The 22,978-nt window shown below is 70.0% G+C and carries 23 protein-coding genes and 2 tRNA genes; 8 read left to right on the top strand and 17 right to left on the bottom strand.

Annotation, left to right across the window (positions count from 1 at the left end):
- The first annotated feature begins 26 nt into the window (after nucleotides 1–26).
- Nucleotides 27–314, top strand: a complete 288-nt coding sequence (locus ACFP1K_RS01070) for a hypothetical protein (protein ID WP_380746072.1) — start codon at nucleotides 27–29, stop codon at nucleotides 312–314.
- Here the strand turns inward: ACFP1K_RS01070 and ACFP1K_RS01065 are convergent.
- The 4 genes from ACFP1K_RS01065 to ACFP1K_RS01050 all read right to left on the bottom strand — a co-directional run bounded on the left by ACFP1K_RS01065 (nucleotide 274) and on the right by ACFP1K_RS01050 (nucleotide 4,493).
- On the bottom strand, nucleotides 274–1,119 hold the full coding sequence (locus ACFP1K_RS01065; RefSeq protein WP_380746070.1) for a hypothetical protein: 846 nt from the start codon (nucleotides 1,117–1,119) through the stop codon (nucleotides 274–276). The two genes, ACFP1K_RS01070 and ACFP1K_RS01065, sit on opposite strands and share 41 nt — an antisense overlap.
- A 276-nt stretch (nucleotides 1,120–1,395) precedes the next feature.
- Nucleotides 1,396–1,484 (bottom strand) — tRNA-Tyr (locus ACFP1K_RS01060).
- Nucleotides 1,485–1,550: 66 nt separating this feature from the next.
- Complete coding sequence (locus tag ACFP1K_RS01055) at nucleotides 1,551–3,794, bottom strand: tetratricopeptide repeat protein (RefSeq protein ID WP_380746068.1); 2,244 nt, start codon at nucleotides 3,792–3,794, stop codon at nucleotides 1,551–1,553.
- Between the two features lie 617 nt (nucleotides 3,795–4,411).
- Nucleotides 4,412–4,493 (bottom strand) — tRNA-Tyr (locus ACFP1K_RS01050).
- 141 nt (nucleotides 4,494–4,634) lie between these two features.
- Between ACFP1K_RS01050 and ACFP1K_RS01045 the strand changes: the two genes are divergently transcribed.
- Both ACFP1K_RS01045 and ACFP1K_RS01040 read left to right on the top strand, forming a co-directional pair.
- On the top strand, nucleotides 4,635–5,123 hold the full coding sequence (locus ACFP1K_RS01045) for a YajQ family cyclic di-GMP-binding protein (RefSeq protein WP_380746066.1): 489 nt from the start codon (nucleotides 4,635–4,637) through the stop codon (nucleotides 5,121–5,123).
- Nucleotides 5,124–5,576: 453 nt separating this feature from the next.
- Nucleotides 5,577–6,146, top strand: coding sequence for a dihydrofolate reductase family protein (locus tag ACFP1K_RS01040; protein WP_380746064.1), 570 nt, complete (start codon nucleotides 5,577–5,579; stop codon nucleotides 6,144–6,146).
- A gap of 10 nt (nucleotides 6,147–6,156) precedes the next feature.
- Here ACFP1K_RS01040 and ACFP1K_RS01035 read toward each other — a convergent pair whose 3' ends face one another.
- A complete protein-coding gene (locus ACFP1K_RS01035) occupies nucleotides 6,157–6,543 on the bottom strand; it encodes a hypothetical protein (protein WP_380746062.1) in 387 nt (128 codons plus the stop codon).
- Nucleotides 6,540–6,818 (bottom strand): hypothetical protein, encoded by a 279-nt coding sequence (locus ACFP1K_RS01030; protein ID WP_380746060.1) that lies wholly within the window; start codon nucleotides 6,816–6,818, stop codon nucleotides 6,540–6,542. Before ACFP1K_RS01030 ends, ACFP1K_RS01035 begins: the two co-directional genes overlap by 4 nt.
- 387 nt (nucleotides 6,819–7,205) lie before the next feature.
- On the opposite strand from ACFP1K_RS01030, the gene ACFP1K_RS01025 reads away from it, so the two are divergent.
- On the top strand, nucleotides 7,206–8,084 hold the full coding sequence (locus ACFP1K_RS01025) for a hypothetical protein (protein ID WP_380746058.1): 879 nt from the start codon (nucleotides 7,206–7,208) through the stop codon (nucleotides 8,082–8,084).
- 121 nt (nucleotides 8,085–8,205) lie between these two features.
- Here ACFP1K_RS01025 and htpX read toward each other — a convergent pair whose 3' ends face one another.
- The 7 genes from htpX to ACFP1K_RS00990 form a co-directional block, all read right to left on the bottom strand.
- Entirely contained in the window at nucleotides 8,206–9,060 is an 855-nt protein-coding gene (htpX, locus tag ACFP1K_RS01020) for a zinc metalloprotease HtpX (RefSeq protein WP_380746056.1), read from the bottom strand.
- Nucleotides 9,061–9,144: 84 nt separating this feature from the next.
- On the bottom strand, nucleotides 9,145–10,644 hold the full coding sequence (locus ACFP1K_RS01015; protein ID WP_380746054.1) for an NADH-quinone oxidoreductase subunit N: 1,500 nt from the start codon (nucleotides 10,642–10,644) through the stop codon (nucleotides 9,145–9,147).
- Entirely contained in the window at nucleotides 10,641–12,242 is a 1,602-nt protein-coding gene (locus tag ACFP1K_RS01010) for a complex I subunit 4 family protein (protein WP_380746052.1), read from the bottom strand. Before ACFP1K_RS01010 ends, ACFP1K_RS01015 begins: the two co-directional genes overlap by 4 nt.
- Nucleotides 12,239–14,203, bottom strand: a complete 1,965-nt coding sequence (locus ACFP1K_RS01005) for an NADH-quinone oxidoreductase subunit 5 family protein (protein WP_380746050.1) — start codon at nucleotides 14,201–14,203, stop codon at nucleotides 12,239–12,241. Before ACFP1K_RS01005 ends, ACFP1K_RS01010 begins: the two co-directional genes overlap by 4 nt.
- Nucleotides 14,200–14,613: an NADH-quinone oxidoreductase subunit NuoK gene (nuoK, locus tag ACFP1K_RS01000; protein WP_449329144.1), complete on the bottom strand. Its 414-nt coding sequence runs from the start codon at nucleotides 14,611–14,613 to the stop codon at nucleotides 14,200–14,202. Before nuoK ends, ACFP1K_RS01005 begins: the two co-directional genes overlap by 4 nt.
- A gap of 1 nt (nucleotide 14,614) precedes the next feature.
- Nucleotides 14,615–15,154, bottom strand: a complete 540-nt coding sequence (locus ACFP1K_RS00995) for an NADH-quinone oxidoreductase subunit J family protein (RefSeq protein WP_380746048.1) — start codon at nucleotides 15,152–15,154, stop codon at nucleotides 14,615–14,617.
- On the bottom strand, nucleotides 15,151–15,741 hold the full coding sequence (locus ACFP1K_RS00990; protein ID WP_380746046.1) for a 4Fe-4S binding protein: 591 nt from the start codon (nucleotides 15,739–15,741) through the stop codon (nucleotides 15,151–15,153). Before ACFP1K_RS00990 ends, ACFP1K_RS00995 begins: the two co-directional genes overlap by 4 nt.
- 427 nt (nucleotides 15,742–16,168) lie before the next feature.
- Between ACFP1K_RS00990 and ACFP1K_RS00985 the strand changes: the two genes are divergently transcribed.
- From ACFP1K_RS00985 to ACFP1K_RS00970, 4 genes are all read left to right on the top strand, one after another.
- Nucleotides 16,169–16,900 carry a ComEA family DNA-binding protein gene (locus tag ACFP1K_RS00985; RefSeq protein WP_380746044.1) on the top strand — a complete coding sequence of 244 codons (732 nt, stop codon included), beginning with the start codon at nucleotides 16,169–16,171 and terminating at the stop codon, nucleotides 16,898–16,900.
- A 146-nt stretch (nucleotides 16,901–17,046) separates the two neighbouring features.
- A complete protein-coding gene (locus ACFP1K_RS00980; protein WP_380746042.1) occupies nucleotides 17,047–18,642 on the top strand; it encodes a serine/threonine-protein kinase in 1,596 nt (531 codons plus the stop codon).
- A 195-nt stretch (nucleotides 18,643–18,837) separates the two neighbouring features.
- On the top strand, nucleotides 18,838–19,098 hold the full coding sequence (locus ACFP1K_RS00975) for a hypothetical protein (protein WP_380746040.1): 261 nt from the start codon (nucleotides 18,838–18,840) through the stop codon (nucleotides 19,096–19,098).
- Nucleotides 19,099–19,138: 40 nt separating this feature from the next.
- Nucleotides 19,139–20,155, top strand: coding sequence for a hypothetical protein (locus ACFP1K_RS00970; RefSeq protein WP_380746038.1), 1,017 nt, complete (start codon nucleotides 19,139–19,141; stop codon nucleotides 20,153–20,155).
- Here ACFP1K_RS00970 and ACFP1K_RS00965 read toward each other — a convergent pair.
- From ACFP1K_RS00965 to ACFP1K_RS00950, 4 genes are read right to left on the bottom strand one after another with little or no spacing between them, the layout of a single operon-like run.
- The gene (locus tag ACFP1K_RS00965) at nucleotides 20,087–21,040 is read right to left on the bottom strand and encodes a complex I subunit 1/NuoH family protein (protein ID WP_380746036.1); all 954 of its coding nucleotides are present in this window, start codon (nucleotides 21,038–21,040) and stop codon (nucleotides 20,087–20,089) included. The two genes, ACFP1K_RS00970 and ACFP1K_RS00965, sit on opposite strands and share 69 nt — an antisense overlap.
- Entirely contained in the window at nucleotides 21,033–21,596 is a 564-nt protein-coding gene (locus ACFP1K_RS00960) for an NADH-quinone oxidoreductase subunit C (RefSeq protein ID WP_380746034.1), read from the bottom strand. The genes ACFP1K_RS00965 and ACFP1K_RS00960 overlap by 8 nt, the downstream gene beginning before the upstream one ends.
- Nucleotides 21,593–22,120 (bottom strand): NADH-quinone oxidoreductase subunit B, encoded by a 528-nt coding sequence (locus ACFP1K_RS00955; protein ID WP_449329143.1) that lies wholly within the window; start codon nucleotides 22,118–22,120, stop codon nucleotides 21,593–21,595. The genes ACFP1K_RS00960 and ACFP1K_RS00955 overlap by 4 nt, the downstream gene beginning before the upstream one ends.
- A gap of 38 nt (nucleotides 22,121–22,158) precedes the next feature.
- The gene (locus tag ACFP1K_RS00950; RefSeq protein ID WP_380746032.1) at nucleotides 22,159–22,539 is read right to left on the bottom strand and encodes an NADH-quinone oxidoreductase subunit A; all 381 of its coding nucleotides are present in this window, start codon (nucleotides 22,537–22,539) and stop codon (nucleotides 22,159–22,161) included.
- Between the last annotated feature and the right edge of the window lie 439 nt (nucleotides 22,540–22,978).

Here is a 22,978-nt window from a genome sequence, read left to right as displayed (position 1 = left end):
TCCCAACGATCACCAGGAGATCGGCAATGCCCCACCCCCCGAACACCCAGCCCGCCCCCCGCCGCACCCCCCTGAGCACGGACGAGAAGGCCCGAGCCGAAGCGAACTTCGCCCTCCTCGTCACCGAACACCTCACCACCAGCGGCCGCTTCAGAGTGAGCGCCGACACCCCCGAGTTGGTGGACCTGTTCCAGGGCGTCGCCCGCAGAGTAGGTGAAACCCTCCACCGCCCCGTGATCAGCTACGCCAACGGCAGATACATGGTGATCACGTTCAGCGACGACAAGGAGCCACACCTCCAGGACGCCGGCTGACGGCGACATCACACTCTGTGGCGCGCATATCCCGCAGGTGAAACATCGCAGCCAGTTCGTCGGCGAGTTCGGCAACGTTTCGAGAGCCGTCGACCTGCAGGACCGGCAAGTCGAGTTCGAGTGCTTGGTGTCGTACTTCTTCATCCCAGAGTTCGTCGCGGGCCAGTCGCTTGGCCAACGCGTCGGCATGGTCACTGCTTCCCCAGTTGGCTCGCGCTCTGGCTGGGTCGGCGAATCGGGCGCCCAATGCATTGCGGCGGAATTCGGGTGTCGGCAGCAGAAAGGCGGCTTGCTCACGGCGCGTCAGTAGCGGCGCGACATCTCGCGGCAGGGTACGGAAGTCGTCGACGAGCACGGGACGGTCGGCAGGCAGAGCAAGCAGGTCTTCGATGACGAATCCGAATGTCTCGCCGTGCAGACTGGGCATGGCCTGAAAGATCTCATCCGCGGTGCGTCCCGTCCATCTCTGCTCCAGCGGCGTCCGCAGCAATGCGAACAGGTAAGGCTGTCGCTGCGCGGTGCACCGGTCGATGTAGCCCTGTTCGGCACGGTCCCCGTCATACACAAGCAGGTCCTGCCGTCCCGCCAGGGACCGAGTGAGGGTGCTCTTACCAGCGCCGGTACCGCCGGCAATCCAGCGGACATGCGCGAGTCGACGAACGAGATCAGCAGGCGCGTGCTGCCCAAGAAACCGCATGCCCAGCAGTCTCACAAGCCTGAGCGACCAGAAACAGTCTTGTTCTCGCACCACACGGCGGCGAAGATTGAAATAGAAACCGACGCCCCACATCGCGCGATCACGCACCCAGAACCACCCCAGATCGTCGCCAGGCGGAACGATCAGGCTTCCACCTCACCCAACAACGGCCCTCAGCCCCAGCACCGCGATCCCCCTGAAGCCGAACACCCCGAGCGCCGCCCACCTCCCGGCACCGTAACGCCCACCCGGGCCACGTCGCATGGGACACCTCGGAAGCCGCGGCCGGTCAGTGACATCCGTCCGCTTCTGGCTGCATGTCCCCGAAACAACAGAAGAGGCCCCGACCAGCGTTTGTACTGGTCAGGGCCCCTGTACTGCGGGTGGCAGGTCCAGGATTCGAACCTGGGTAGGCTGAGCCGACGGATTTACAGGCCGTCGCGGCTCTCGGCTCCTACCACTATCTGACCTGCGGCGCGATAGCACGTTGAGTTTCTCCCGCGCAACAGCATTCCGGACATGTTCCGGATCTTATAGTGTTATAGAGCCCGGTGCTCAGCCTCGGCCTGCCGCCCCAAATCCCTTAGCACGACCGCCAGGTTCTCCCGGCTCATTAACGAGGAAGGGTGGTCCTCACCCAGCACCCGGCGGCGCACCGCCAGCACGGCCCGGTGCTCGGCCTCGGCCTCTTCCAACCGCCCCAACGCCCACAGCACGACCGCCAGGTTGTCCCGGCTGGTCAACGTGGAAGGGTGGTCCTCACCCAGCACCCGGCGGCGCACCGCCAGCACGGCCCGGTGCTCGGCCTCGGCTTCTTCCAACCGCCCCAAAGCCCTCAGCACGACCGCCAGGTTCTCCCGGCTCATTAAGGTGTCAGGGTGGTCCTCACCCAGCACCTGGCGGCGCACGGCCAGCACGGCCCGGTGCTCGGCCTCGGCCTCGGCCTGCCGCCCCAAATCCCTTCGCATGACCGCCAGGTTGTCCCGGCTCATTAACGTGGAAGGGTGGTCCTCACCCAGCACCCGGCGGCGCACCGCCAGCACGGCCCGGTGCTCGGCCTCGGCCTCTTCCAACCGCCCCAAAGTGTTCAGCACGTTCGCCAGGTTGTTCCGGCTGGTCAATGTGGAAGGGTGGTCCTCACCCAGCACCTGGCGGCGCACGGCCAGCACGGCCCGGTGCTCGGCCTCGGCTTCTTCCAACCGCCCCAAATCCCTCAGCACGCCCGCCAGGTTGTTTCGGCTGGTCAACGTGTCAGGGTGGTCCTCACCCAGCACCCGGCGGCGCACCGCCAGCACGGCCCGGTGCTCGGCCTCGGCCTCTTCCAACCGCCCCAACGCCCACAGCACGAACGCCAGGTTGTCCCGGCTGGTCAATGTGGAAGGGTGGTCCTCACCCAGCACCCGGCGGCGCAGGGTGAGGGAGAGGTGTTGTGCTGTTTCGGTGAGGTGGTATCTGCCTTGATGTTGGGCGGTGGTGGCGATTTGGTCGGCGTCCTCGGCGATTGTGACATGGGTGAGAGCGGTGCGGATCACTGTTTCGGCGACGTGGGCGAGTGGTCCTTGTTGCTGTTGCGCCAGGTCGACGAGGTAGTCGAAGACCACGACCTGATCGTTGTCGGGGCCTTGTATGGCGGTGAGTAGGGCGGTGGTGGCGCGGCGGGGGCGGGTGGCCCATTGCCATGCCTGGTCCAGTGATTCGGGTTGGAGGCGGTGGCCGCCCATGGCGTTGAGATAGTCGGTGTGCAGGTGTTCCAGCAGTTTCCGGGGTGCGGGGCTGGTGTAGCCAGCGCGGCGGCAGTCGATCGCTGCGACCACCAGTGCGGCGCCGCGGGGGTTGGCGCCGATGTCCCAGGCGTTGTCCAGGTCGCGTTGTAGCTCGGGGCCGGAGGCGAGGTATTCGGCGATGCCGAACTCCTTGGCCTTGTCCACGGCTGAGGCGATGCGGGGGTCCCAAGTGCGTAATCGGGCCCGGTCCACTTCGGCGGGGCTGAACATGCGGACCAGCCGGACCGGCGCGGCCTGCTCCAGCGTCTCGTGGATCTCACGTGCGGCGGAGCGGACGGATTGGTCACCGTCGTTGGGCGGGCTGGTCAGGCGGGCCTGTTCGGCGCTGCGCAGCGTAGCCAGGATGATGCGGTGGCCCTTGCTGTCGGTGGTTAGGCGGGCGATGTGCTCGCGGGTCAATCCGGCGGTGCCCAGGTAGTGTTCCAGGTCCGATAACCACAGCACACAACGATCGGCACGGGCGGCATGCTCGATGGCGGCCGGCAGCGCGGTGCGGTCATGCGGGGCGATCAGCAGATGCTCGGGCACGGTAGTGCGCATGGCCTCGAACGCGGTGCGGGACTTGCCTGCGGTGGAATCCCCGACCAGCAGCACAAACCCCCCCTCGGCTAATCGTTCCCGCACCGCCTCATCGACATCACGCGGAACGTACGCTGGCGGCTGCGTGCCGGTGACGGAAGCGAGCACCAGGGCGGGGTGCACGCCAAGCCGTACCGGGTCGTCGATTTGCGCCACCTTGGGCAGCCGCCCGTTCGCCAACACCAGGCACCCGTCCTGCACCTTCAGCGCGTTCTCATCACGACGGACCGACAGCCGCTTGTACCGCTCCTGGACAAACCCCGACAGCACCCCCGCCACCGCCACACCCACGACGGCCGCACCGATCACCCACGGGCTGGTCACCTTGAACGCCGTCACAACCGCCGACGTGGCACCCAACCCGGCCAGAACAACCACCGCGATCAGGACACGGTGCTCCTGCCATCGGCCACCGCTCACGCTCCCACCTTCCTGCCTGTGACCGAAGAATCGCACACCGATTACCACGCGAACAGCGCAACACCCGCGTTGACATCTCACCGTCACTCGTGATGCTGGCTCAGCCCGATTCCCGGTGGGCCGGGGCTGAGGAACGAAGCCCTGGACCTCCGATCGCCCCCAACCCCAACAGTGACCGGCCACCCACAGGCGATCGTCGTGCCGCATCCGTGCGGCGGCAGTGCGCCACCCCTGGCGGCGGATGCGGCTTTGGTATGGCGGGTGCTGGTGCGGCGGGCGGGCCGCTTCGCTGCGGGCCGGGACCGGCCGGAGGCCGCAGCCCGGCCCGCGGGCGAGGGCGGCCCGTGCGGCGGCGCGGAGCGCTGCCGCCTTGACGGGTGAGGCGTGAAGGGCTCCGGATGGCTCCAGGGCCCTTCGGCATTGCTGGGGTGGGAGGCATTCCGGAAAGACTCCAGATCATGGTGCGCGACCTGGGCAAACAGCCCATGATCCATTCCGCGTATATTCCGGGAGCAGTGACATCCGGCCGCTTCTGGCTGCGTCTGGCTGCATGGCCCCGGGAAAGCAGAAGAGGCCCCGACCAGCGTTTGTACTGGTCAGGGCCTCTGTACTGCGGGTGGCAGGTCCAGGATTCGAACCTGGGTAGGCTGAGCCGACGGATTTACAGTCCGCTCCCTTTGGCCACTCGGGCAACCTGCCGTGTCGTCCGCTGTGTGCGGGGACAGGAAGAAGAATAGCGGACTTCCGGGGTGACTGTGACAACCCGCGGGGCGGGCGATCTGCACAGGGGGTGGGTTGGGTCGCTAGGGTCGATGGGGAGTAGAGAGGACACCTATACCGATGGCCGACAGTAGCTTCGACGTGGTTAGCAAGATCGACCACCAGGAGGTCGACAACGCGCTGAACCAGACGGTCAAGGAGGTTGGGCACCGGTTCGACTTCAAGGGGACGGGGGCCGCGATCGCCTGGTCGGGTAAGGACGTCGAGATCAAGGCGAACAGTGAGGAGCGGGCCAACGCCGTTCTTGATGTGTTCCGGGAGAAGATCATTAAGCGGGGGTTGTCGCTGAAGGTGCTGGATCCCGGGGAGCCCAAGTTGTCGGGGAAGGAGTACCGGCTGGTGGTGGCGCTCAAGGAGGGGATCGACCAGGAGCACGCCAAGAAGATCTCGAAGATCATTCGGGATGAGGGGCCCAAGGGGGTCAAGGCACAGATCCAAGGGGAGGAGCTGCGGGTGAGCTCCAAGAAGAAGGATGAGTTGCAGGATGTGATCACCTTGCTGAAGGGCAAGGATCTGGACATCGCGCTGCAGTTCACCAACTACCGGTAGTGGTTAGCGGGTGGGTGGGGTGGCCAGGGCCGGGGGCGCAGGTTGACTCGCGTGGGTTCCGCCCCGGGTCGGCGTCTAGCTGTCCGGCTTAGATGCAGCGACTCGGGGGCTCCGGCCTGGTCGGCGTTCCGGTTGCGTGCTTGAGCCCGGTCGGGGGTCGGTCCGGTTACGTGCCGGAGGGCCGTTTCGGGGTCGGTCTGGTCGGCGGTCCGGTGCGTGCTTGAGGGCCGTTTCGGGGGTCGGTCTGGGGCGCGGTCTCCTTCCTGGTCCCCACCCGCCTTGGTTTTGGTTTGTGGCTTTTACTCCTTCTGGGGGGAATGCTCAACCCCGGAAGGAGCGCATTTCTGCGTGTATACAGCGGGGACTTCTCAGTAGGACCATTGCCGCGTGGTGGCTGTTCGGAGCGGTGGTGAGCAGGTTCTGAGAAGGGAGAGCGCTGTGCGGAAATTGACGATGACCACGTTTCTTTCGCTGGATGGGGTCATGCAGGGGCCGGGGGCGCTTGAGGAGGATCCCAGTGGGGGGTTCGACAAGGGTGGGTGGCTGATTCCGTTCGCGGACGAGGACATGGGGACGTTCGTGTCCGAGCACTTTCTCCTGGCGGATGACTTCCTGCTGGGACGGAAGACGTACGAGATCTTCGCGGCGCACTGGCCGAACATCGTGGATGAGGACGACCCGGTGTCCAGCCGGCTCAACAAGCTGCCGAAGTACGTGGTGTCGACGACGCTCACCTCGCTGGAGTGGGACAACTCCATCCTGATCACGGGGGACGTCGCGGACGAGGTGGCGCGGCTCAAGGCGCAGCCGGGGAACGAGCTGCAGGTGCACGGGAGTGGCGAGCTGGCGCGGACGTTGATGGAGCACGACCTCATCGACGAGTACCGGCTGTGGTACTTCCCGGTGTTCCTCGGGAGTGGGAAGCGGCTGTTCGAGGGTGGGAGTGTGCCCACCTCGTTGCGGCTGGTGGACACCAAGACGACCAGCACGGGTGCGGTGATTCACACCTACCAGCCGGCCTAGAACAGCGGCTTCAGGTGATCGGGTCGATCATGATGTGCGGGTCCAGCAGGGCCAGCTGGTCGCCTCGATCGGTCAGTACGGGCCAATGGGTTTGGCGGGCGCACCAGACGACGTGGCCCGCCACGACGTCGGCGGAGCCGTCAAGGAGTTCGCCGACGTCGGGGGCCTTGCCCGCGGTCAGGTCGTCGATGGTGACGCCGGGACCCATGATCAGGTCGAACAGCTCCGCCTGGGTGTCCAGGGGGGCGATCGAGTAGACGGCGGCCAGAGCGGACGACGGGACGCAGAGGCCGCCTCCTCGGTAGAGGCACATGGCGACGATGTGCCGGGAGTAGCGGGTTTTGGCTACGGCGATGTCGACGAGGGCGCTGACATCCAGGACGCGTCCGGGGATCATGACACCCGCGTCCGGGGGGCGGGGGGACGGATCGCCTGGGTCCATTCCTCGTCGGTGAGCGGCTCGACGTTGAGGGCCGCGGCGGCGGCCTCCAGGTCCTCGCGGTCGAGGCTCCAGCGGGTCATCAGGGTGATGGCCGCCTGCCTGCCGTCGATGTGGCGCTGGACGGCGCCGCGGATGATGTCCTCGACTCTGCGGCCCTCCAGTTGCGCTTGGCGCATGAGGGCCTCGGTCTGGAGGTCGTTCAGGCGGATGTTGAAGGAGGAGTGCCCCATATCCGTGACGGTAGACGCATATCCGGATGGGGGCATCCCCTCGGCGGGACGGCGTTGAAGTTTCGTGGTCACCCTTGTCACATAAGCACCACTAGGGCGGATTCCGGTCATACGTCGACCGTGCATGATCAGCCGCCTATCTGACACCTAATTGTGACCCAACTATCCCGGTTTGTCCGGCATCTATTGAGGTGACGAAAGGATGTGCCGATGAAGCATGCGCGTACGCTCGCCCTGCTCGCGGTGGCCACCGCGGCCACGGCGACCATCGCGACAGGTCCGGCGGAGGCGAGGACGGGAGCCGCCTCCGCCGCTGCGTCCTCGAAAAGCACCACAAAGAGTGCAACAAGCGCCAAAACCGTACGTTATGCCTGGCTGAATTCCTGCGTGAAGGGGCTGGTCAGCAGGCCGTGCGGGTCGTGGAAGCTGACCCTGCGGAACGGGAAGACCGTGACGCTGGGGGACGCGACCGTGTTCCCGCGGCTGCCCAACGGCAAGGTCGACAAGGGATCCAACGCACCGCTGGCGATCAGCGGGGACGGCAGCCGGGTCGTGTACTTCCGGAAGTCGGACCGGAAGCTCGTGTGGAAGAACGTGGCCGGCGGGTCGTCGCGGGCGTTTCCCGGCAAGGCGGCGAAGGTGCCCAAGGGGCTGGGGATGGGGGATCTCTCGATCAAGTTGTCCCGGGAAGGGGATCGGGTCGCGATCGACTACGGGGACGCCGACGGGTCGCTGCCCTCGCTGCTGGTCGACCTGCGGGGCGGGGGGATGGCTCAGCTTCCGGGGTTCGACACCGTCCAGGGGTTCAGCCCGGACGGGACTCACGTGCTCACGACCAACTTCACCGAGGACAACACGACCGGGTTCACCGTGTACGACACGGAGGGGAACCCGGGTGAGGATCGGGTCGTGCCGCAGGTGGCGTCCAACAACTCGCCCATCGCGCTGGCGGACGACCAGGTGACGGTGGGGCTGGTGATCACGCCGCTCACCGGGGTCGGGAAGCCTCGGCTGCGGCAGTACGACCTGTCCACGGACGCCATCTCGCCCGCGCTGGAGCTGAATCTTCCCGCCGGGGAGATGCCTTACCGGCTGTACTGGGACGAGAACGGGAAGCTGGTCGTGTGGGGAGTGCGCGGTAACCTCTCCGGCCTGGCGGACCGGGCCACGGCGCGGCGGGTGGATCCGTCCACCGGGGAGCTGACCAAGATCGATTCATTCCGGATGAAGCCGGATGTCTGGACCTGGTGGTTGCCCGGGGAGTGACTTTCCTGGCGGTCCCGTACTCCATTCAGGGCTTTCGCCTGGGAGTACGGGACCGTTTTCGTCTGCGTCAGTTCGGATGGGGGGAACTGGCCCGGGAGCCAGGGGACGCGCAGCATGGGGGTCAGCGGCGGTAGCCGGCCATTTGTTCCAGGCGGGAGACTCTGGCCGAGGTTGAGGGGTGGGTGCTGAAGAGGCGGCCTATGCCGGTGCCTCGGAAGGGGTTGGCGATCATCAGGTGGGAGGCGGAGGTCAGGCGGCTGCCTTCGGGGAGAGGCATGGCCCGGGTGCCCATCTCTATTTTGCGGAGGGCGGCGGCCAGGCCCAGGGGGTCGCCGGTCAGCAGGGCGGCGGATTCGTCGGCCTGGTATTCGCGGGAGCGGGAGATGGCCATCTGGATCATGCCCGCGGCCACGGGGCCCAGGAACATCATCAACAGGCCGCCCAGGAAGCCTGGGCCCTCGTCGTCGTCGGGGGAACCGCCGAAGAAGACGGCGATGTAGCTGCAGTAGGTGATGATCGTGGCGAGGGCGGCGGCCACCGAGGAGATCAGGATGTCGCGGTTGTAGACGTGCGACAGCTCGTGGGCCACCACTCCCCTGAGCTCGCGTTCGTTCAGGGTCTGGAGGATGCCGTAGGTCATGCAGATGGACGCGCGGCGCGGGTGGCGGCCGGTGGCGAAGGCGTTGGGCTGCATGGTCGGGGAGATGTAGAGGCGGGGCATGGGCTGGCGGGCGTCGGTGGAGAGCTCGCGGACGATGCGGTACAGGGTGGGTTGTTCCACCTCGCTCACAGGGCGGGCGCGCATGGCGGACAGGGCTATGCGGTCGGAGAAGAAGTAGGCCACGCCGGTGGTCAGGAGGGCCAGGACGACGGCGAGCTGCAGGCCGGAGACGCCGCCGAGCCATGCGCCGGCCACCAGGATCAGGGCGGAAAGCGCACCCAGCAGCACGGCGGTGCGCAGGCTGTTGTGGTGCACGGGATCCTCCCCTCCGTGGTGGCTCCACCCAAGCAACGTCCGTGGCCTGCTTGAACGTTCCCGTTGTCGTGGTGGGGCGGGCTTCTATCCCACGGCGGAGAGGATGAGTTGGGGGGCCAGGGAGAAGGCGACGGACAGGGCGAGGGCGACGGCCACGGCGATGGCGGCGGGGCGCGCGCCGGTGCGGATGGTGTCCGCCGTGGTGGGGACGGTGGTGGGGGTGGGGATGAAGAGGCGGGCCGTCCAGGCGATGTAGTAGTAGAGGCCGATCACGGTGTTGACGGCCATGACGACGGCCAGCCAGGCGCCGCCGCCGTCGACGATCTCGCGGAAGACGACGATCTTGGCGAACAGGCCCGCCAGCCCCGGCGGGAGGCCCGCCAGGCAGATGAGGAAGAAGGCCAGGGAGATGGCGGCGGCGGGGTGGCGGAAGGCGAGGCCGCGGTGGTCGTCCAGGTCGCCTGATCGGGCGACGAGCATGATCACGGCGAAGGCGCCGATGTTCATCGCGGCGTAGATGGCCAGGTAGGCGGTGGCGGCGGCGACGGCGTCCGGGTTCTGGACGCCGAGGGGGGCCAGGATGTAGCCGGACTGGGCGACCGAGGACCACGCCAGCAGGCGGACGGCGTCGCGCTGGCGCAGGGCCAGGAGGTTGCCGGTGGTCATGGTGAGGGCGGCGAGTACGGCGACGACGGGGGCCCAGAAGGGAGCCTGCCCGGCCAGGGCGATGGTGAGGACCAGGATGAGCCCGGCGAATCCGGCGGCCTTGGAGATCACCGAGAGAAGGGCGGCGATCGGGACCGGGGCGCCCTGGTAGACGTCGCCCGCCCAGAAGTGGAACGGGACGGCCGCGACCTTGAACGCGAAGCCGGCGAGGACCAGGACGATGGCGACGGCGAGCACGCCGGCCGGAGAGCCCGCCGGAGTGGGGACGCGGCCGGCGAGGGTCTCGGCGATGCGGTCGAGGTGCACCGAGCCGGTGAGGCCGTACAGCAGGGAGACGCCGAACAGCATGACCGCGGTGGAGATCACCGAGACGAGGAACAGCTTCAGCGCCGCCTCCGAGCTCTTCGCGTCGTACCGCTTCAGCGCGGCCAGCGCGAAGATCGGAAGCGAGACGAGTTCGAGCGCGACGACCAGCATGATCAGGTCGCGGGAGGCAGGGAGCGTGACGGCCCCGGTCAGCGTGCAGAGCAGGAGGAAGTACCACTCCCCCGCCGGAATGGTGCTCCCCGGCCGTTCCACCGTGGCCAGCTGGGTGACCGACAGCAGGACGATGACGACGGCCGAGGCCAGAACCACCCCGGCGAAGATCAGGGTCAGGTCGTCCACGACGTACGAGCACGAGCGGATGGGGTGGGCCGGGTCGGGGGGAACGCAGAAGGTGCTCAGGGTGCGGCCGGAGGCGGCCTGGGTGATCAGGGCGCCCAGGGCGGCGAGCACGCCCGCGAGGGTCACCGCGGCGAGGACGGTGCGGTTGCGGGGGGCCCGGGGGAGGAAGGCGTCGAGGAGGAGGACCAGGCCGGCCATCAGGGCCAGGATCAGCGGGGGCGCGATGGCGGCGTAGTCGATCGACTGGATCACGGTGCCCCCAGGAGCGCGCGGACGGCCGGGTCGGTCAGGGCGAGGAGGGCTTTGGGCCACAGGCCGAAGGCCAGGATCAGGACGACCAGGGGGGTCCAGGCGGCCAGTTCGTAGGCGGTCACGTCCTGGACGCGGGGCTCCGGGACGGGGGACGTCTCCGCGACCATGGCCTCGCGGGCCGATTCGGCTTCGTCTTCGAGGCTGTCGGGGAGCGTGGCCACGGCCACGGGGACGGGGAGTTCGGCAGGAGGCCCGTGGGTGGTGCGGGAGAGGGTGCGGAGGAAGTAGGCGGCGGTGAGGATGGTCCCTATGCCTGCTATCGCCATGTAGGTGAGGAACAGGGGGCGGGAGAGGGTTTCGGCCGGTTGGAAGGCGGCCAGGAGGGCGAGCATCTCGCCCCAGAAGCCGGCCAGGCCGGGGAGGCCCAGGGAGGCCACGCAGGCGAAGGTGAACACGGAGGCCAGGTAGGGCAGGGTGCCGAGGAGGCCGGTGGGGAGCCGGGAGAGGTCGGCGGTGTGGTACCGGTCCTTCAGGGAGCCGACGGTGAAGAACAGGAGGCCGGTGATCAGGCCGTGGGCGATGTTGGCGAAGAGCGCGGCGTTCATGCCGGCGGGGGTCAGGGTGGCCAGGCCGAGGAGGACGAAGCCCATGTGGCCCACCGAGGAGTAGGCGATCAGGCGTTTGAGGTCGCGCTGGGCCAGGCAGGCCAGGGAGCCGTAGATGATGCCGGCCACGCCGAAGGCGCCGAGCCAGGGGGCCAGGACGGCGGCGCCTTCGGGGAGTACGGGGATGGCGATGCGGGCGAAACCGTAGGTGCCCATCTTGAGCAGGACACCGGCCAGCAGGACGGAGCCCACGGTGGGGGCCTCGGTGTGGGCGGCGGGGAGCCAGGTGTGCAGGGGCCACATGGGGGCCTTGACGGCGAAGCCGATGCCCACGGCCAGGAAGGCGATGATCTGCGGGGTGTGCGGGACGCCCTCGCCGTGGCGTTCGGCGAGGCGCACCATGTCCAGGGTGCCGGCGTGGCTCCAGATCAGCAGGAGGCCGAGCAGCAGGACGGCCGAGCCGAGCAGGGTGTACAGGATGAACTTGACGGCGGCGGCGCGGCGTTCCGCGCCGCCCCAGACGGCGATCACGAAGTACATCGGGATCAGCACGATCTCGAAGAAGATGAAGAACAGCAGCAGGTCGAGCGCCAGGAACGTGCCGATCATGCCGACTTCCAGCACGAGCAGCGTGAACGCCAGCTCGGGGAGCCGTCCCTCCTCGGGACGGTGCCGCACCAGGTACACGAAGCACAGGAACGTCAGCAGCGCGGTCAGCACGACCAGCGGCAGCGAGATGCCGTCCACGCCGAGGTGGAAGCGCAGGTCGAGGCCGGGGATCCACTCCCGGTCCACCTGGAGCTGCATCCGCCCGGCCCGGCCGTAGTCGAACACCGCGGCGGCGGCGACGGCCACCAGCAGCGTCACCCCGGACACCACGACCCCGAACCACGGGACCACCTGCGCGGTCTCGGCGGAGGGGCGGCGGGCGAGCAGGGCCAGCAGGACGAGGGCGCCGGCGAGCGGCGCGGCGAGCATCGCGACGAGGATCATCCGAACACCACCGCCCCGACGACCAGGATGAGCAGCCCGGCCAGCACGCCGGTGAGGTACAGCTGCGCGTTGCCCGTCTGCCCGCGTCTCAGCCAGCCCGCGAGGGCCGTGGTCGCGGTGCCGGAGCCGCGGACGGCGCCGTCCACCACCGAGTCGTCGGCGCGGGCGACCACCCGGGCCAGCCACAGCACCGGCCGGACGAAGATCAGGGCGTAGGCCGTGTCCACGTGGAAGGCGTTCGCGCAGGCCGGACGCAGCGGCCCGAGGATCCTGGCCGGGTCGGCGGCGGGCGCGGCACGCCAGGCGAGGTACACCGTCCCCGCGCCGAGCAGCGCGGCGAGCACGCTGACCCCGGCGGACCCCCAGGAGACCAGCCCGATCCCGGTGAACCCGAGCAGCAGCGCCGGCACGGCCAGCACGCCGATGGGCCACAACATGGAGCGCGGCGCCTCGCGCCCGTCCCAGACGTGCGCCACGCCGGGCTCGGGCTCGGGCAGCGGGACGTTGGTCACGCGGGGTTCGCCGAAGAAGGTGCGCAGCCAGGCGCGGGCGGCGTACGCGCCGGTCACCGCGACGGTGAGCAGCGCGCAGGCGAGCAGCAGCCACGCGACGCCGCCGCCGAGCGGCGCGCCCTCGGTGGCCGCGTGCTCGACGGCGGCGAGCACGGCGTCCTTGCTGAAGAACCCGCTGGCGGGGGGCAGCCCGGCGAGGGCGGCGAAGCCGATGGTCATCGCGGGGAAGGTCACCGTCATGGTGCGCCGCAGCCCGCCCATGTCGCTCATGAGGTTCGACCCGACGGCGTGGATCACCGCCCCGGCGCACAGGAACAGCAGCGCCTTGAACGCCCCGTGCGTGACGAGGTGGAACACGGCCGCCACGTCGGACCCGGCGGCGAGCCCGCCCGCCATGTACGCGAGCTGGCTGATCGTCGAGTACGCGAGGACCCGTTTCAGGTCGTCCTGCGCCAGGGCGGCCAGCGCGGCGCCGAGCATGCCGACGGACGCCATCACGGCGAGGGTGTTCAGCGTGGCGGGGGCGGCGAGGAACGCGGGGTAGAGGCGGGCGACGACGAAGATGCCCGCCGCGACCATCGTGGCGGCGTGGATCAGCGCGCTGATCGGCGTGGGGCCCGCCATGGCGTCCGGCAGCCAGGTGTGCAGGGGCGCCTGGGCGCTCTTGCCGGCGACGCCGAGCAGGAGCAGCAGCGTCCCGGCCACCAGCGTGCCGGCCGGCATGTCCGGCACGGCGGCGATGACCTCGGTGATCCGGAAGCTCCCGGCGGACAGGCCGAGGGTGAAGATGCCGAACAGGAAGCCCACGTCACCGGTCCGGGTGACGAGGAACGCCTTGACCGCGGCCCGGGAGTTGGCCCGGTCCTCCCACCAGTGCGCGATCAGCAGGTAGGAGCACAGGCCCATGATCTCCCAGCCGACGTACAGCACCAGCAGGTCGGCGGCGTACACGACCAGCAGCATGGCGCTGGTGAACAGGCTGATGAAGGCGCTGTACGACGGGTAGCGCGGCTCGTCGCGCATGTACCCCACCGAGTACACCTGCACGGCCAGCGCGACCACGGTGACGAGCACGGCGATCAGCGCGGCCAGGCCGTCCACCCGCAGGCCCACGTCGATCGGTACCGAGCCGGTGCCGATCGTCGTCAGGCTGCCCTCGACGGTGCCGGGCAGGTTCGCCTCCCAGAACGGCTCCGTGCCGGCCGCCGTGCCGCTGTAGTCGGCGTACGAGCGGGGCATGGAGTTCCCGAGCAGCACGTACACCGCCAGCCAGGCCGACAGCACGAACGACACCGCGGCGGGCACGACCGCGATGAGCGCGGCCCGCCGGTACGCGGGCCGGTCGACGGCACCGGGCGCGGAGGACGCCCAGGGGCGGCGGGTGGCGAGCAGGCCCGCGAGCGCGGCGAGGAAGGGCAGCAGGACGACCGCCGCGGCGGCGCCGATCACCGGGCACCGCCCCGCGCGGGGGTGGGCTCGGGCAGCCCGCCACCGGGTAAGCCGCCGGGTGCGCCGCCGTCCGGCACGGCCGGCGGGGGGTCCTCGGGTGGTGGGATCTCGGCGAGGTCGCGCAGCTGGTCGATCTCGACGGTGCGGCGGTTGCGGAAGACCGCGAGCACGATGGCCAGGCCGAGGCCCAGCTCGGCGGCGGCGATCACGATGACGAACAGGGTGAGCACCTGCCCGCCGTGCAGCACGTCGCGCAGCCACACGTCGAAGGCCACGAGGTTGAGGTTGACCGCGTTCAGCATGAGTTCCACCGACATCAGCACGAGGATCGTGTTGCGCCGGGCGAGCACGCCGTACACGCCGATCGAGAACAGCAGCGCGGCGAGCACGGCGGGATAGACGACGTGCACGTCAGTCCTTTCCGCCGATGTCGGTACGGGACAGGACGATGGCGCCGATCAGCGCGGCGAGCAGGAGCACCGACAGCGCCTCGAAGGGCAGCACCCAGTTGCGGAAGATGCTCGCGCCGAGCGGCTCGGCGGCGCCCCGGCCGGGGGTGAGGTCCGCGTACGCGGTGCCGAACCCGGCGATCACGGTGGTGACCAGGACGGCGGCGGTGGCCACCGCGACGGCCAGGGCGGCCGGGCGGTTGCCGGAGTCGAGGTCGCCGGAGCGGCCGATGGGGGCGCGGGTGAGCATGATGCCGAACAGCAGCAGCACGACGACCGCGCCGACGTAGATGAGCACCTGCACCCAGGCCACGAACTCGGCGGTGAGCACCAGGTAGCACCCGGCGAGGGCGCCGAACGACACGACGAGCCACAGCGCGGCGTGCACGATCTGGCGGGTGGTGACGACCAGCAGCGCCGATCCCGCGGCCACCACCCCCAGCAGCAGGAAGACGACCTCCTGGATGGTGGGCGGCCACAGGCCCGGAGCCGCGAACGTCACGACTCCTCCACCGCCCCCGGGCCGCCGTCCTCAGGCTGGGCCGGTTTCCTCGGCAGGGAGCCCGGCGGGCGGATGGCGCGTACGGCCGTGTGCCCGGAGCCCGCCGCGGGCGCCGTCTTCGCGGGGACGGCCTGGCGGGCGGGGCGGGGATTGGCGGCGGCGGCCAGTTCTTTGGGCGGGGCGGCGGCCGGGTCGTGGGGTGGGGGGATGGGGATGGTCTGGGCCCACTCGGCGAGCTTGTCCTTCTCGTGGAGCAGGTCGCGGATGTCGTAGTCCGCGTACTCGAACTCAGGAGTCCAGAACAGGGCGTCGAACGGGCAGACCTCGATGCAGATCCCGCAGTACATGCACAGCGAGAAGTCGATCGCGAACCGGTCCAGCACGTTGTGGGCGCGGGCCCGGCCACCCTCGGGGGCAGGGGTGGTCTCCTTGTGCGAGTCGATGTAGATGCACCAGTCGGGGCACTCCCGGGCACAGAGCATGCAGACCGTGCAATTTTCCTCGACCAGCGCGATGACGCCGCGGCTGCGCGCGGGCAGATCCGGTCGTACCTCAGGGTATTGGCGGGTGTCCGCCCTGTTCAGCATGTGGCGAAGGGTGATGGTGAGCCCCTTCGCCAAACCTACTCCTGGTATACGAGCCACGATCCAACATCATGACGCACACAGGCGTTCTCGTGAATGCGTGACCCCCACCCGCCTCCCGGGTTTTCCTGAAACATCAGACTTTCGAGGGAGTTTTCCGACACGCCGAACCGGTCGGGAGACCGATGCGGGGGCCAACGTAAGGCCGTATTCTCGCGTTATGCACCCGACGAACGGCCGGGGGAGCCCAGGATCGGGGCCACCGGACCCCTCGTCTCCCCGCCCCGGTGATCAGGGCGGCAGGCGACGCGCTCAGCCCCCCGGCTCGCCGCCACCCCGGTACGACCGCCCATACCCCCAGCAACCGGACCCCCGGCACGGTCACCCGCCGTTCCCCCCGCCGCACCCCGGCCCGCACTCCGGCCACGGCGTGGCCCCCTACGACCGCCCGGGCCCCACGCCGTACCGGCCGGACCCGCACCAGCCCCCGCCGTTCACCCCGGGTGTCCCGCCGTACCAACCGGCCCCCCCGACGAGCGGGGCGAGCGTCCTGTGGGCGCTGGCCCCCCTGTTCACGTGCGGTGTCGCCTCGCCGTTCACCATGGCGTACGCCGCGGCGCGCATCCGCAGCACGTGGCTCGCCGTGTCGGCGCTGATCTACGCCCTCGGCCTGCTCACCTTCCTGATCGGCGTGGTGGCCGACTCCCCGGGCCCGGACGACTCGGTGGAACTCCTCGCGGTGCTCGGTTCCATGGTGACCTGGCTCGGCGGCACCCTCCAGTCGCTGATCGTGCGCAGGCGCGTCTTCGAGCGCAGGGAGTCGCCCAACGACCAGGCCGTGGCCATGGCGCAGCAGCGCAGGGAGCTGCGGCAGCAGGCGCGGGAGCTGGCCGAGCGCGACCCGGTGCTGGCCCGCGAGCTGCGCATCGGGCGCCCGGACCTGCCGCGGCAGTACGACGACGGCGGCCTGGTGGACGTGAACCACGCCCCGGCCGAGGTGATCGCGAGCCTGCCCGGCATGACGGGCGAGCTGGCGCAGCAGGTGGTGGCGGCCCGGCAGGAGGTCGGCGCCTTCGTCTCGGCCGAGGACGTCTCCATCGCGGTGGGCCTGCCGCCCCATCTCAACGCCGACCTCGTGGAGCTCACCATTTATCTGCGCTGACCGGCGGGGAGGCCCCCTTTCATCCGCACCGGCCGGTGGGGAGGACCCCCCGCCGAGCGCCGGGTAAAGGTCGCGGTTTCGCACATCTTCGCCAGCACGCCCGGAAAAACGTGCGCACCACCATTCATCTCCGTATTCTTCGCGATATGCAGCAAGTCAGGCCCTCTTCCTCCACCACGGCGCTCAGCATCGTGTGGGCACTGGCTCCGCTCTTCACCTGCGGCGTCGGCACGCCGTTCACCATGGGTTTCGCCGCGGCACGCAGGCGGGCACCGGTGCTGTGGGTGGCGGCGGTGCTGTACCTGGCGAGCCTGGCGGGGATCACCCTTGTCCTCGCGGCGTACAGCGACACCAACAGCCTGCCGGACTGGGCGGCCATGGTCGTGGTGGTGGGCCTGTTCACCGCGTGGATCGGCGGCACCATCCACTCGCTGGCCATCCGCTCCGTGGTCTTCGGGCCCCGCCCGCCCCGGCGCGGCGGCACGGTCCTGCCCCCGCCGCCGCACGCCTACCGCCCCACGGCGCACCCGCAGGGCAACTACCCGCCCCCGGGATGGCGCCCGCAGCCGGGCCAGGGCCCGGTACGGCAGCCGCCCGCGAGCCGTCCCCAGCCACCCCGGCCGTACCCCCAGGACCGGCCCCAGTACCCGCCGCAGGACCGCCCGCGCTACGCCGCACCCGGCACCCCGTCGCGGCCCCAGGCCTACCCGCAGGCCGCCCAGCCGTACCCGCAGGGCGGCCAGGAGCGGCCCGCGTACCCGGCGGGCGCGACGCCGCAGGACCGGCCGTCGTACCCGGCCACCCCGGCGCGCACGCCGTACGGCTCGACGCCGGAGCCGCCCCGGCCGCCGCGGGAGACACAGCGGGAGACCGGGCCCGCGGTGACGCTGCCCGCGCCGGACAAGACGTCCGTCCTGCACAGCGGCGCGACCCTGCCGGGCAGGGACCCCGGGCCGCTGCCCGCCGGCGAGCCCACGCACATCGAGCGCTACCGGCTGATCGGCAGCCTCGGCGAGGGCGGTCAGGGCGCGGTGTACCTGGCCGAGACGCCGGAGGGCGCCCGGGTCGCGATCAAGGTCCTGCACGCCCGGCTGGCCAGCGAGGGCAACGCGCGGCAGCGGTTCCTGCGCGAGGTGGAGGCCGCCCGCCGGGTCGCGCCGTTCTCCACCGCTCGGGTGATCGACGCGGGCGTCTCCGACGACCGGCTGTTCATCGTCAGCGAGTACGTCGAGGGTGCGTCGCTGGAGCAGCTGGTCCGCGAGCGCGGGCCCCGCGGCCACGACGGCCTGGTGCGGCTCGCGCTCGGCACCTCGGGTGCCCTGGCCGCCATCCACCGGGCCGGCATCGTGCACCGCGACTTCAAGCCGAGCAACGTGCTGATCGGGGCGGACGGCCCGCGGGTGGTGGACTTCGGCATCGCCCGGGTGCTGGACAACGCCACCGCGACGTCCAGCGGGGCGCTCGGCACGCCCGCCTACATGTCGCCCGAGCAGGTGTCCGGCGAGCGGGTCGGGCCGCCGTCCGACATCTTCAGCTGGGCGGGGACGATCGTCTTCGCGGCGACCGGCAAGCCCGCGTTCGGCGAGGACAACATCGCGGCGGTGTTCAACCGGATCTTCACCAAGCAGCCGGACCTGTCCGCGCTGCCCGGGTCGCTGGCCGAGGTGATCGGCAAGTGCCTCGACAAGAAACCGGAGAACCGGCCGACGGCGTCCGACGTGATGCTGGCCATCGTCCAGTAGTTTCGGTCGGATAAATCACCGCATCGTGGCCGGTGTTGGAACTTGAGTTGAGCACTGGGATATGTGGGAAAATTGGTAATTCCGATTTTCGGATTCGGTAAGCCTGGTGAGCTGATACACGCTTCGCTTAGGTTTACTCGCGGTGTCAGCGCGAACGGCCGTCGCCGTCGCGCGCACCGCAGGGAGGAGTTCCGCATGCCGCCGTCGGAGAGCGCGCAGTGCCGTGCGGACATGGGCGAGGTGGGCGCGGCGGCCGGTGACATCCTGCGGGCGCTCGGCGCGGTCCCGCCGCTGTTCGGCGACCGCACCTGGCACGGCGCCGCGGCCGACCAGTGGGCGGCGGACTGGTACGCCCGGTACGGCAGGCTCGTCCGGCTCCTGCACGACGTGCTCGCCGAACAGCCCCACCTGATCGCCCGCCAGGAGGACGCGGAGCGCAGGACGGTCGCGTTGTAGCAGCCCCGGGACGGCGGGCCGTCCTCGAGAGGTGGGGAAGATGGACGAGTTCGTCGGTGTCGAACCGGCCAGCCTCCAGGAGCTAGCGCACCGGCTCCAGCGGCTCCACTCGCTGCTCGCCGAGCACGGCCCGGCGATCCAGCGGACGATGCGCCGCTGGGACAGCACCCTCTCCTTCGCCGCCCTCCCCTACCTGATCGACGAGGCCCTGCGCGACGCCCGCGACATGGACGCCCGCGCCACCAAGGCCCACGAGCTGACCCGCGAGCAGCCCGCACCGGCACGCGCCTCCGGCCCGGCGGCACACCCCGCCCCGGCGGCACCCACCGACACGGCCACCCCGGAGATGTCCGTCCGGCTGGACTGGGACTCGGCCGGGCACGGCGGGGTTCGGGCCGAGCAGGACGCCGGGGCGCTGGCCGAGGTCGTGGCGCGCGGGGATCCGGGGGTGCTGTCGCCGGAGGATCTCACCCGGCATCTCGGGGACGCGGGGTATCTCGCGGCGTTCTGGGGGCAGGCCTGCCCGATCGCCCTCCAGGCGGCCCGCACGCTGATCAACCGGGCGGGGCCCGCGTTGTTCGGCCCGGAGAGCACGGCCATCCTGCGGGCGCTCGGCGCGTCCCTGGCCGCCGCGACCCGGATGCGGCGCGGCAACGGCGCCGACAGCCGCCCGCTGCTGTCCGACGCGGCCCTGGACGCGATCGTCAAGCACCCGGACCAGTGGTCGGTGGGCATGCTCGTCAGGTACGGCCCGGACGGCAGGAGCTGGGACTGCGAGATCCTCGCCACGATCACCCGCGCCGTGCTGGAGGCCCACGCCGCCGGCCTCGTCAAGGTGCCCGAACGCGCGCGGGGCGCGGACTCCGACCCGGTCGCCGCCGTGCTGCGCCGGGCCGCGGAGAACGGCCACGCCGCCCGGCGCCTGCTCACCGACCCGTCCACCTGCCCCGAGCACGCCGCGCTGCTGCGCGACGCCTTGGCGCGGGTGTCAGCCGGCGAGGACCTTGACCACGCCGGTGAGGGCGAGCTGAAGCAGGGCGGCCGGGACCAGCCCTAGCCAGGCGAGCTTCTGCAGCTGGTCGGCCCGCATGCGGGGGAAGCTGACCCGCACCCAGATCACCACGAACGCCAGCGCGAAAATCTTGATCAGCGTCCACACCGGACCGGGCAGCAACGGCCCCTGCCACCCACCGAGGAACAGCACGGTGGTCAGCGCGGACAGCACCACGATCCCGGCGTACTCCGCCAGCATGAACAGCGCGAAGCGGATGCCGGTGTACTCGGTCATCGGCCCCATGATGATCTCGGAGTCGGCGATCGGCATGTCGAACGGCGGGCGGCGCAGCTCGGCCAGCCCGGCGACGAAGAACACCACTCCGCCGATCGCCTGCCACGGCAGCCACCACCACTGCCACGCCTCGACGATGCCGGGCAGCGACAGCGTGCCCGCCGCCATCGCCACCGACGACGCCGCCAGCACCAGCGGCAGCTCGTACGACATGAGCTGGGCGGCCGAGCGGATGCCACCGAGCACGGAGTACTTGTTGGCGGAGGACCAGCCCGCCATGATCGAGCCGAGCACCCCGACGCCCATCACGGCAAGCACGAAGAACAGCCCGGCGGCGAGGTCGGCGCCGTACAGGCCGGGCCCGACCGGGATGACGATCATCACCACGAGGTAGGGCACCAGCGCCACGGCGGGGGCCACGGAGAACACCCTGCGGTCGGCGGCGGCCGGGATGACGTCCTCCTTCTGGACGAATTTCACCCCGTCGGCGATCAGCTGGGCCCAGCCGTGGAAGCCGCCCGCGTACATCGGGCCGAGCCGGGACTGCATGTGCGCCATGGCCTTGTGCTCGGCCTGCCCGACGATCAGCGGCAGGGTGAGGAAGGCGACGACGATCACGGCGAGCCGTAACGCGATCTCGAGCACCTCAGCCATCGCTTCCCTCCCCGGGCGCGGCGGGCCTTCCCCACTCGGCGGGCACGCCCGGCGGGAGCATGCGGCGGCGGCTCGGCGAGCCGTGCCCGGACTCGCCGGGCTCCTTGGCGCCCGGCCACTGCTTGGCGACCCGGGCGGCGAGTATGAAGTCCTTGCGCAGCGGGTTCCCCTCGAAGCCGTCCGGCAGCAGCAGCGGCACCAGGTGAGGGTGGCCCTCAAAGACCACGCCGAACATCTCGAAGGTCTCGCGCTCGTGCCAGTCGGCCCCTCGGAAGACGCCGGTGACGCTCGGCAGGCTCGGGGCGGCGCGGGACACCCGCGTGCGCGGCAGCAGGTGGGTGTGCTCGACGGGGTCGAAGAGGTGCGCGACGACGGTGATGCTCTCCGGGGGGTCGTCCACGCCGGTCAGCCAGTCGAAGTAGACGCAGCCGAGGCCGTCGCGGGCGAAGAGCAGCAGGTCGGCCCAGTCGGCGGGCTCGACGTCCACGGTGGTCTGGCCGAAGGAGTCCGAGACGGTGGCGCGGTCGCCGTACCGCTCCTCGATGGCGGCCCTCACGCGTCCAGGCCCTTCGGCGTGGAGGAGTAGCGCTCGCCCAGGGACTCGGCGGCGATCTTCTCCTGGAGCTTCATGATGCCGTACAGCAGGGCCTCGGGCCGGGGCGGGCAGCCGGGGACGTAGACGTCCACCGGGATGATCTGGTCGACGCCCTTGGTGACGCAGTAGGAGTCCCAGTACGGGCCGCCGCTGTTGGAGCAGGCGCCGAACGAGATGACGTACTTGGGGTCGGGCATCTGCTCGTAGAGCCGCTTGACTGCGGGGGCCATCTTGTCGGTGACCGTGCCCGACACGATCATCAGGTCGGCCTGCCTGGGGCCGTTGGCGAACGGGATCACCCCGAAGCGGATGAAGTCGTGCCTGCTCATCGACGTGGCGATGAACTCGATGGCGCAGCAGGCCAGCCCGAAGTTGAACACCCACAGCGAGTAGCGGCGCCCCCAGTTGAGGATGAACCGCATGGGCTTGGGGGCGAGCCGGGACACCGGCCCGACCGTGGGCATCGGGAGATCTTTTGCGGCCATGGTCGCATTCTCCCTTCTCCGGACCCGCCCGGCGAGGGTCAGGTCCAGGTCAGCACGCGCTTGCGGTAGGCGTACAGGATGCCGAGCGCGATGAACGCCAGGAAGACGAACATCTCGACCAGCGTGGTGAGGCCGAAACCGGGCGCCGCGAAGACGGTCGCCCAGGGGAACAGGAACACCGCGTCCACGGCGAACACCACGTAGAGGTAGGTGAAGACGTAGTAGCGGATCTGCGACTGCGCCCATCCCTCGCCGACGGGGTCGACACCGCACTCGTAGGTGAGGAGTTTGTCCGGGGTGGGATGGCTGGGCCGCAGCATGCGATTGGCGAGCAGCGCGCCCGCGAAGATGGCGATGCCGATCAACAGCAGGACGGCGACGACCGCATAAGAGCTGAAATAATCATTCGTATCGCCCATACCGCCTCCAACTCCAAGGGGTCGGCCCCACTAAAAGTACACCAACGCACACCTGTCACCCAGGCACTACCCGTCGACTCTGGCGAACCGCCCAACGGGTGGCAAACGCCGCTAAACACGCGACCGGCCATCGCCGCCGCCCGCCCGCTGGTGCTGGAGAGGCTGGCGCGCCGCGGCTATACCTTTGTCACCGTCCCGGAGCTGCGGGGCCTGGAGATGATGATGGAAGCAAAGGCCATGATTCCGTGCCGGGCCCCGCGTCCCGCGCCGCGCAGGCGAGGCGAGGCTGGGAGCCATCGGCGTGAGCGACATATAGTTGGTGAACGTGACCACGAACGTGCTGTACTCCCGCTTGCACGTTGATCTAGGCAGGCTCGCCGCAGGGCTGTGTACCTGGATCCGCTTCCGGCTGTGATGAGGCCGTAGGCGGACGTCACGC

The sequence above is a fragment of the Sphaerisporangium aureirubrum genome (assembly GCF_042658925.1).
Taxonomy (GTDB): domain Bacteria; phylum Actinomycetota; class Actinomycetes; order Streptosporangiales; family Streptosporangiaceae; genus Sphaerisporangium; species Sphaerisporangium aureirubrum.
This window is presented reverse-complemented; position numbering and strand designations above follow the sequence as displayed.

Coding starts and splice junctions, on each gene's coding strand:
- ACFP1K_RS01035 (WP_380746062.1), bottom strand. CDS start 6,543: ATGATCCCCGGACGCGTCCTGGATGTCAGCGCCCTCGTCGACATCGCC.
- ACFP1K_RS00975 (WP_380746040.1), top strand. CDS start 18,838: ATGCCGCCGTCGGAGAGCGCGCAGTGCCGTGCGGACATGGGCGAGGTG.
- ACFP1K_RS00965 (WP_380746036.1), bottom strand. CDS start 21,040: ATGGCTGAGGTGCTCGAGATCGCGTTACGGCTCGCCGTGATCGTCGTC.
- ACFP1K_RS00970 (WP_380746038.1), top strand. CDS start 19,139: ATGGACGAGTTCGTCGGTGTCGAACCGGCCAGCCTCCAGGAGCTAGCG.
- ACFP1K_RS00990 (WP_380746046.1), bottom strand. CDS start 15,741: ATGCTGAACAGGGCGGACACCCGCCAATACCCTGAGGTACGACCGGAT.
- ACFP1K_RS01040 (WP_380746064.1), top strand. CDS start 5,577: ATGACCACGTTTCTTTCGCTGGATGGGGTCATGCAGGGGCCGGGGGCG.
- ACFP1K_RS00980 (WP_380746042.1), top strand. CDS start 17,047: ATGCAGCAAGTCAGGCCCTCTTCCTCCACCACGGCGCTCAGCATCGTG.
- ACFP1K_RS00950 (WP_380746032.1), bottom strand. CDS start 22,539: ATGGGCGATACGAATGATTATTTCAGCTCTTATGCGGTCGTCGCCGTC.
- ACFP1K_RS01030 (WP_380746060.1), bottom strand. CDS start 6,818: ATGGGGCACTCCTCCTTCAACATCCGCCTGAACGACCTCCAGACCGAG.
- ACFP1K_RS01045 (WP_380746066.1), top strand. CDS start 4,635: ATGGCCGACAGTAGCTTCGACGTGGTTAGCAAGATCGACCACCAGGAG.
- ACFP1K_RS00955 (WP_449329143.1), bottom strand. CDS start 22,120: ATGGCCGCAAAAGATCTCCCGATGCCCACGGTCGGGCCGGTGTCCCGG.
- ACFP1K_RS01010 (WP_380746052.1), bottom strand. CDS start 12,242: ATGATCCTCGTCGCGATGCTCGCCGCGCCGCTCGCCGGCGCCCTCGTC.
- ACFP1K_RS01070 (WP_380746072.1), top strand. CDS start 27: ATGCCCCACCCCCCGAACACCCAGCCCGCCCCCCGCCGCACCCCCCTG.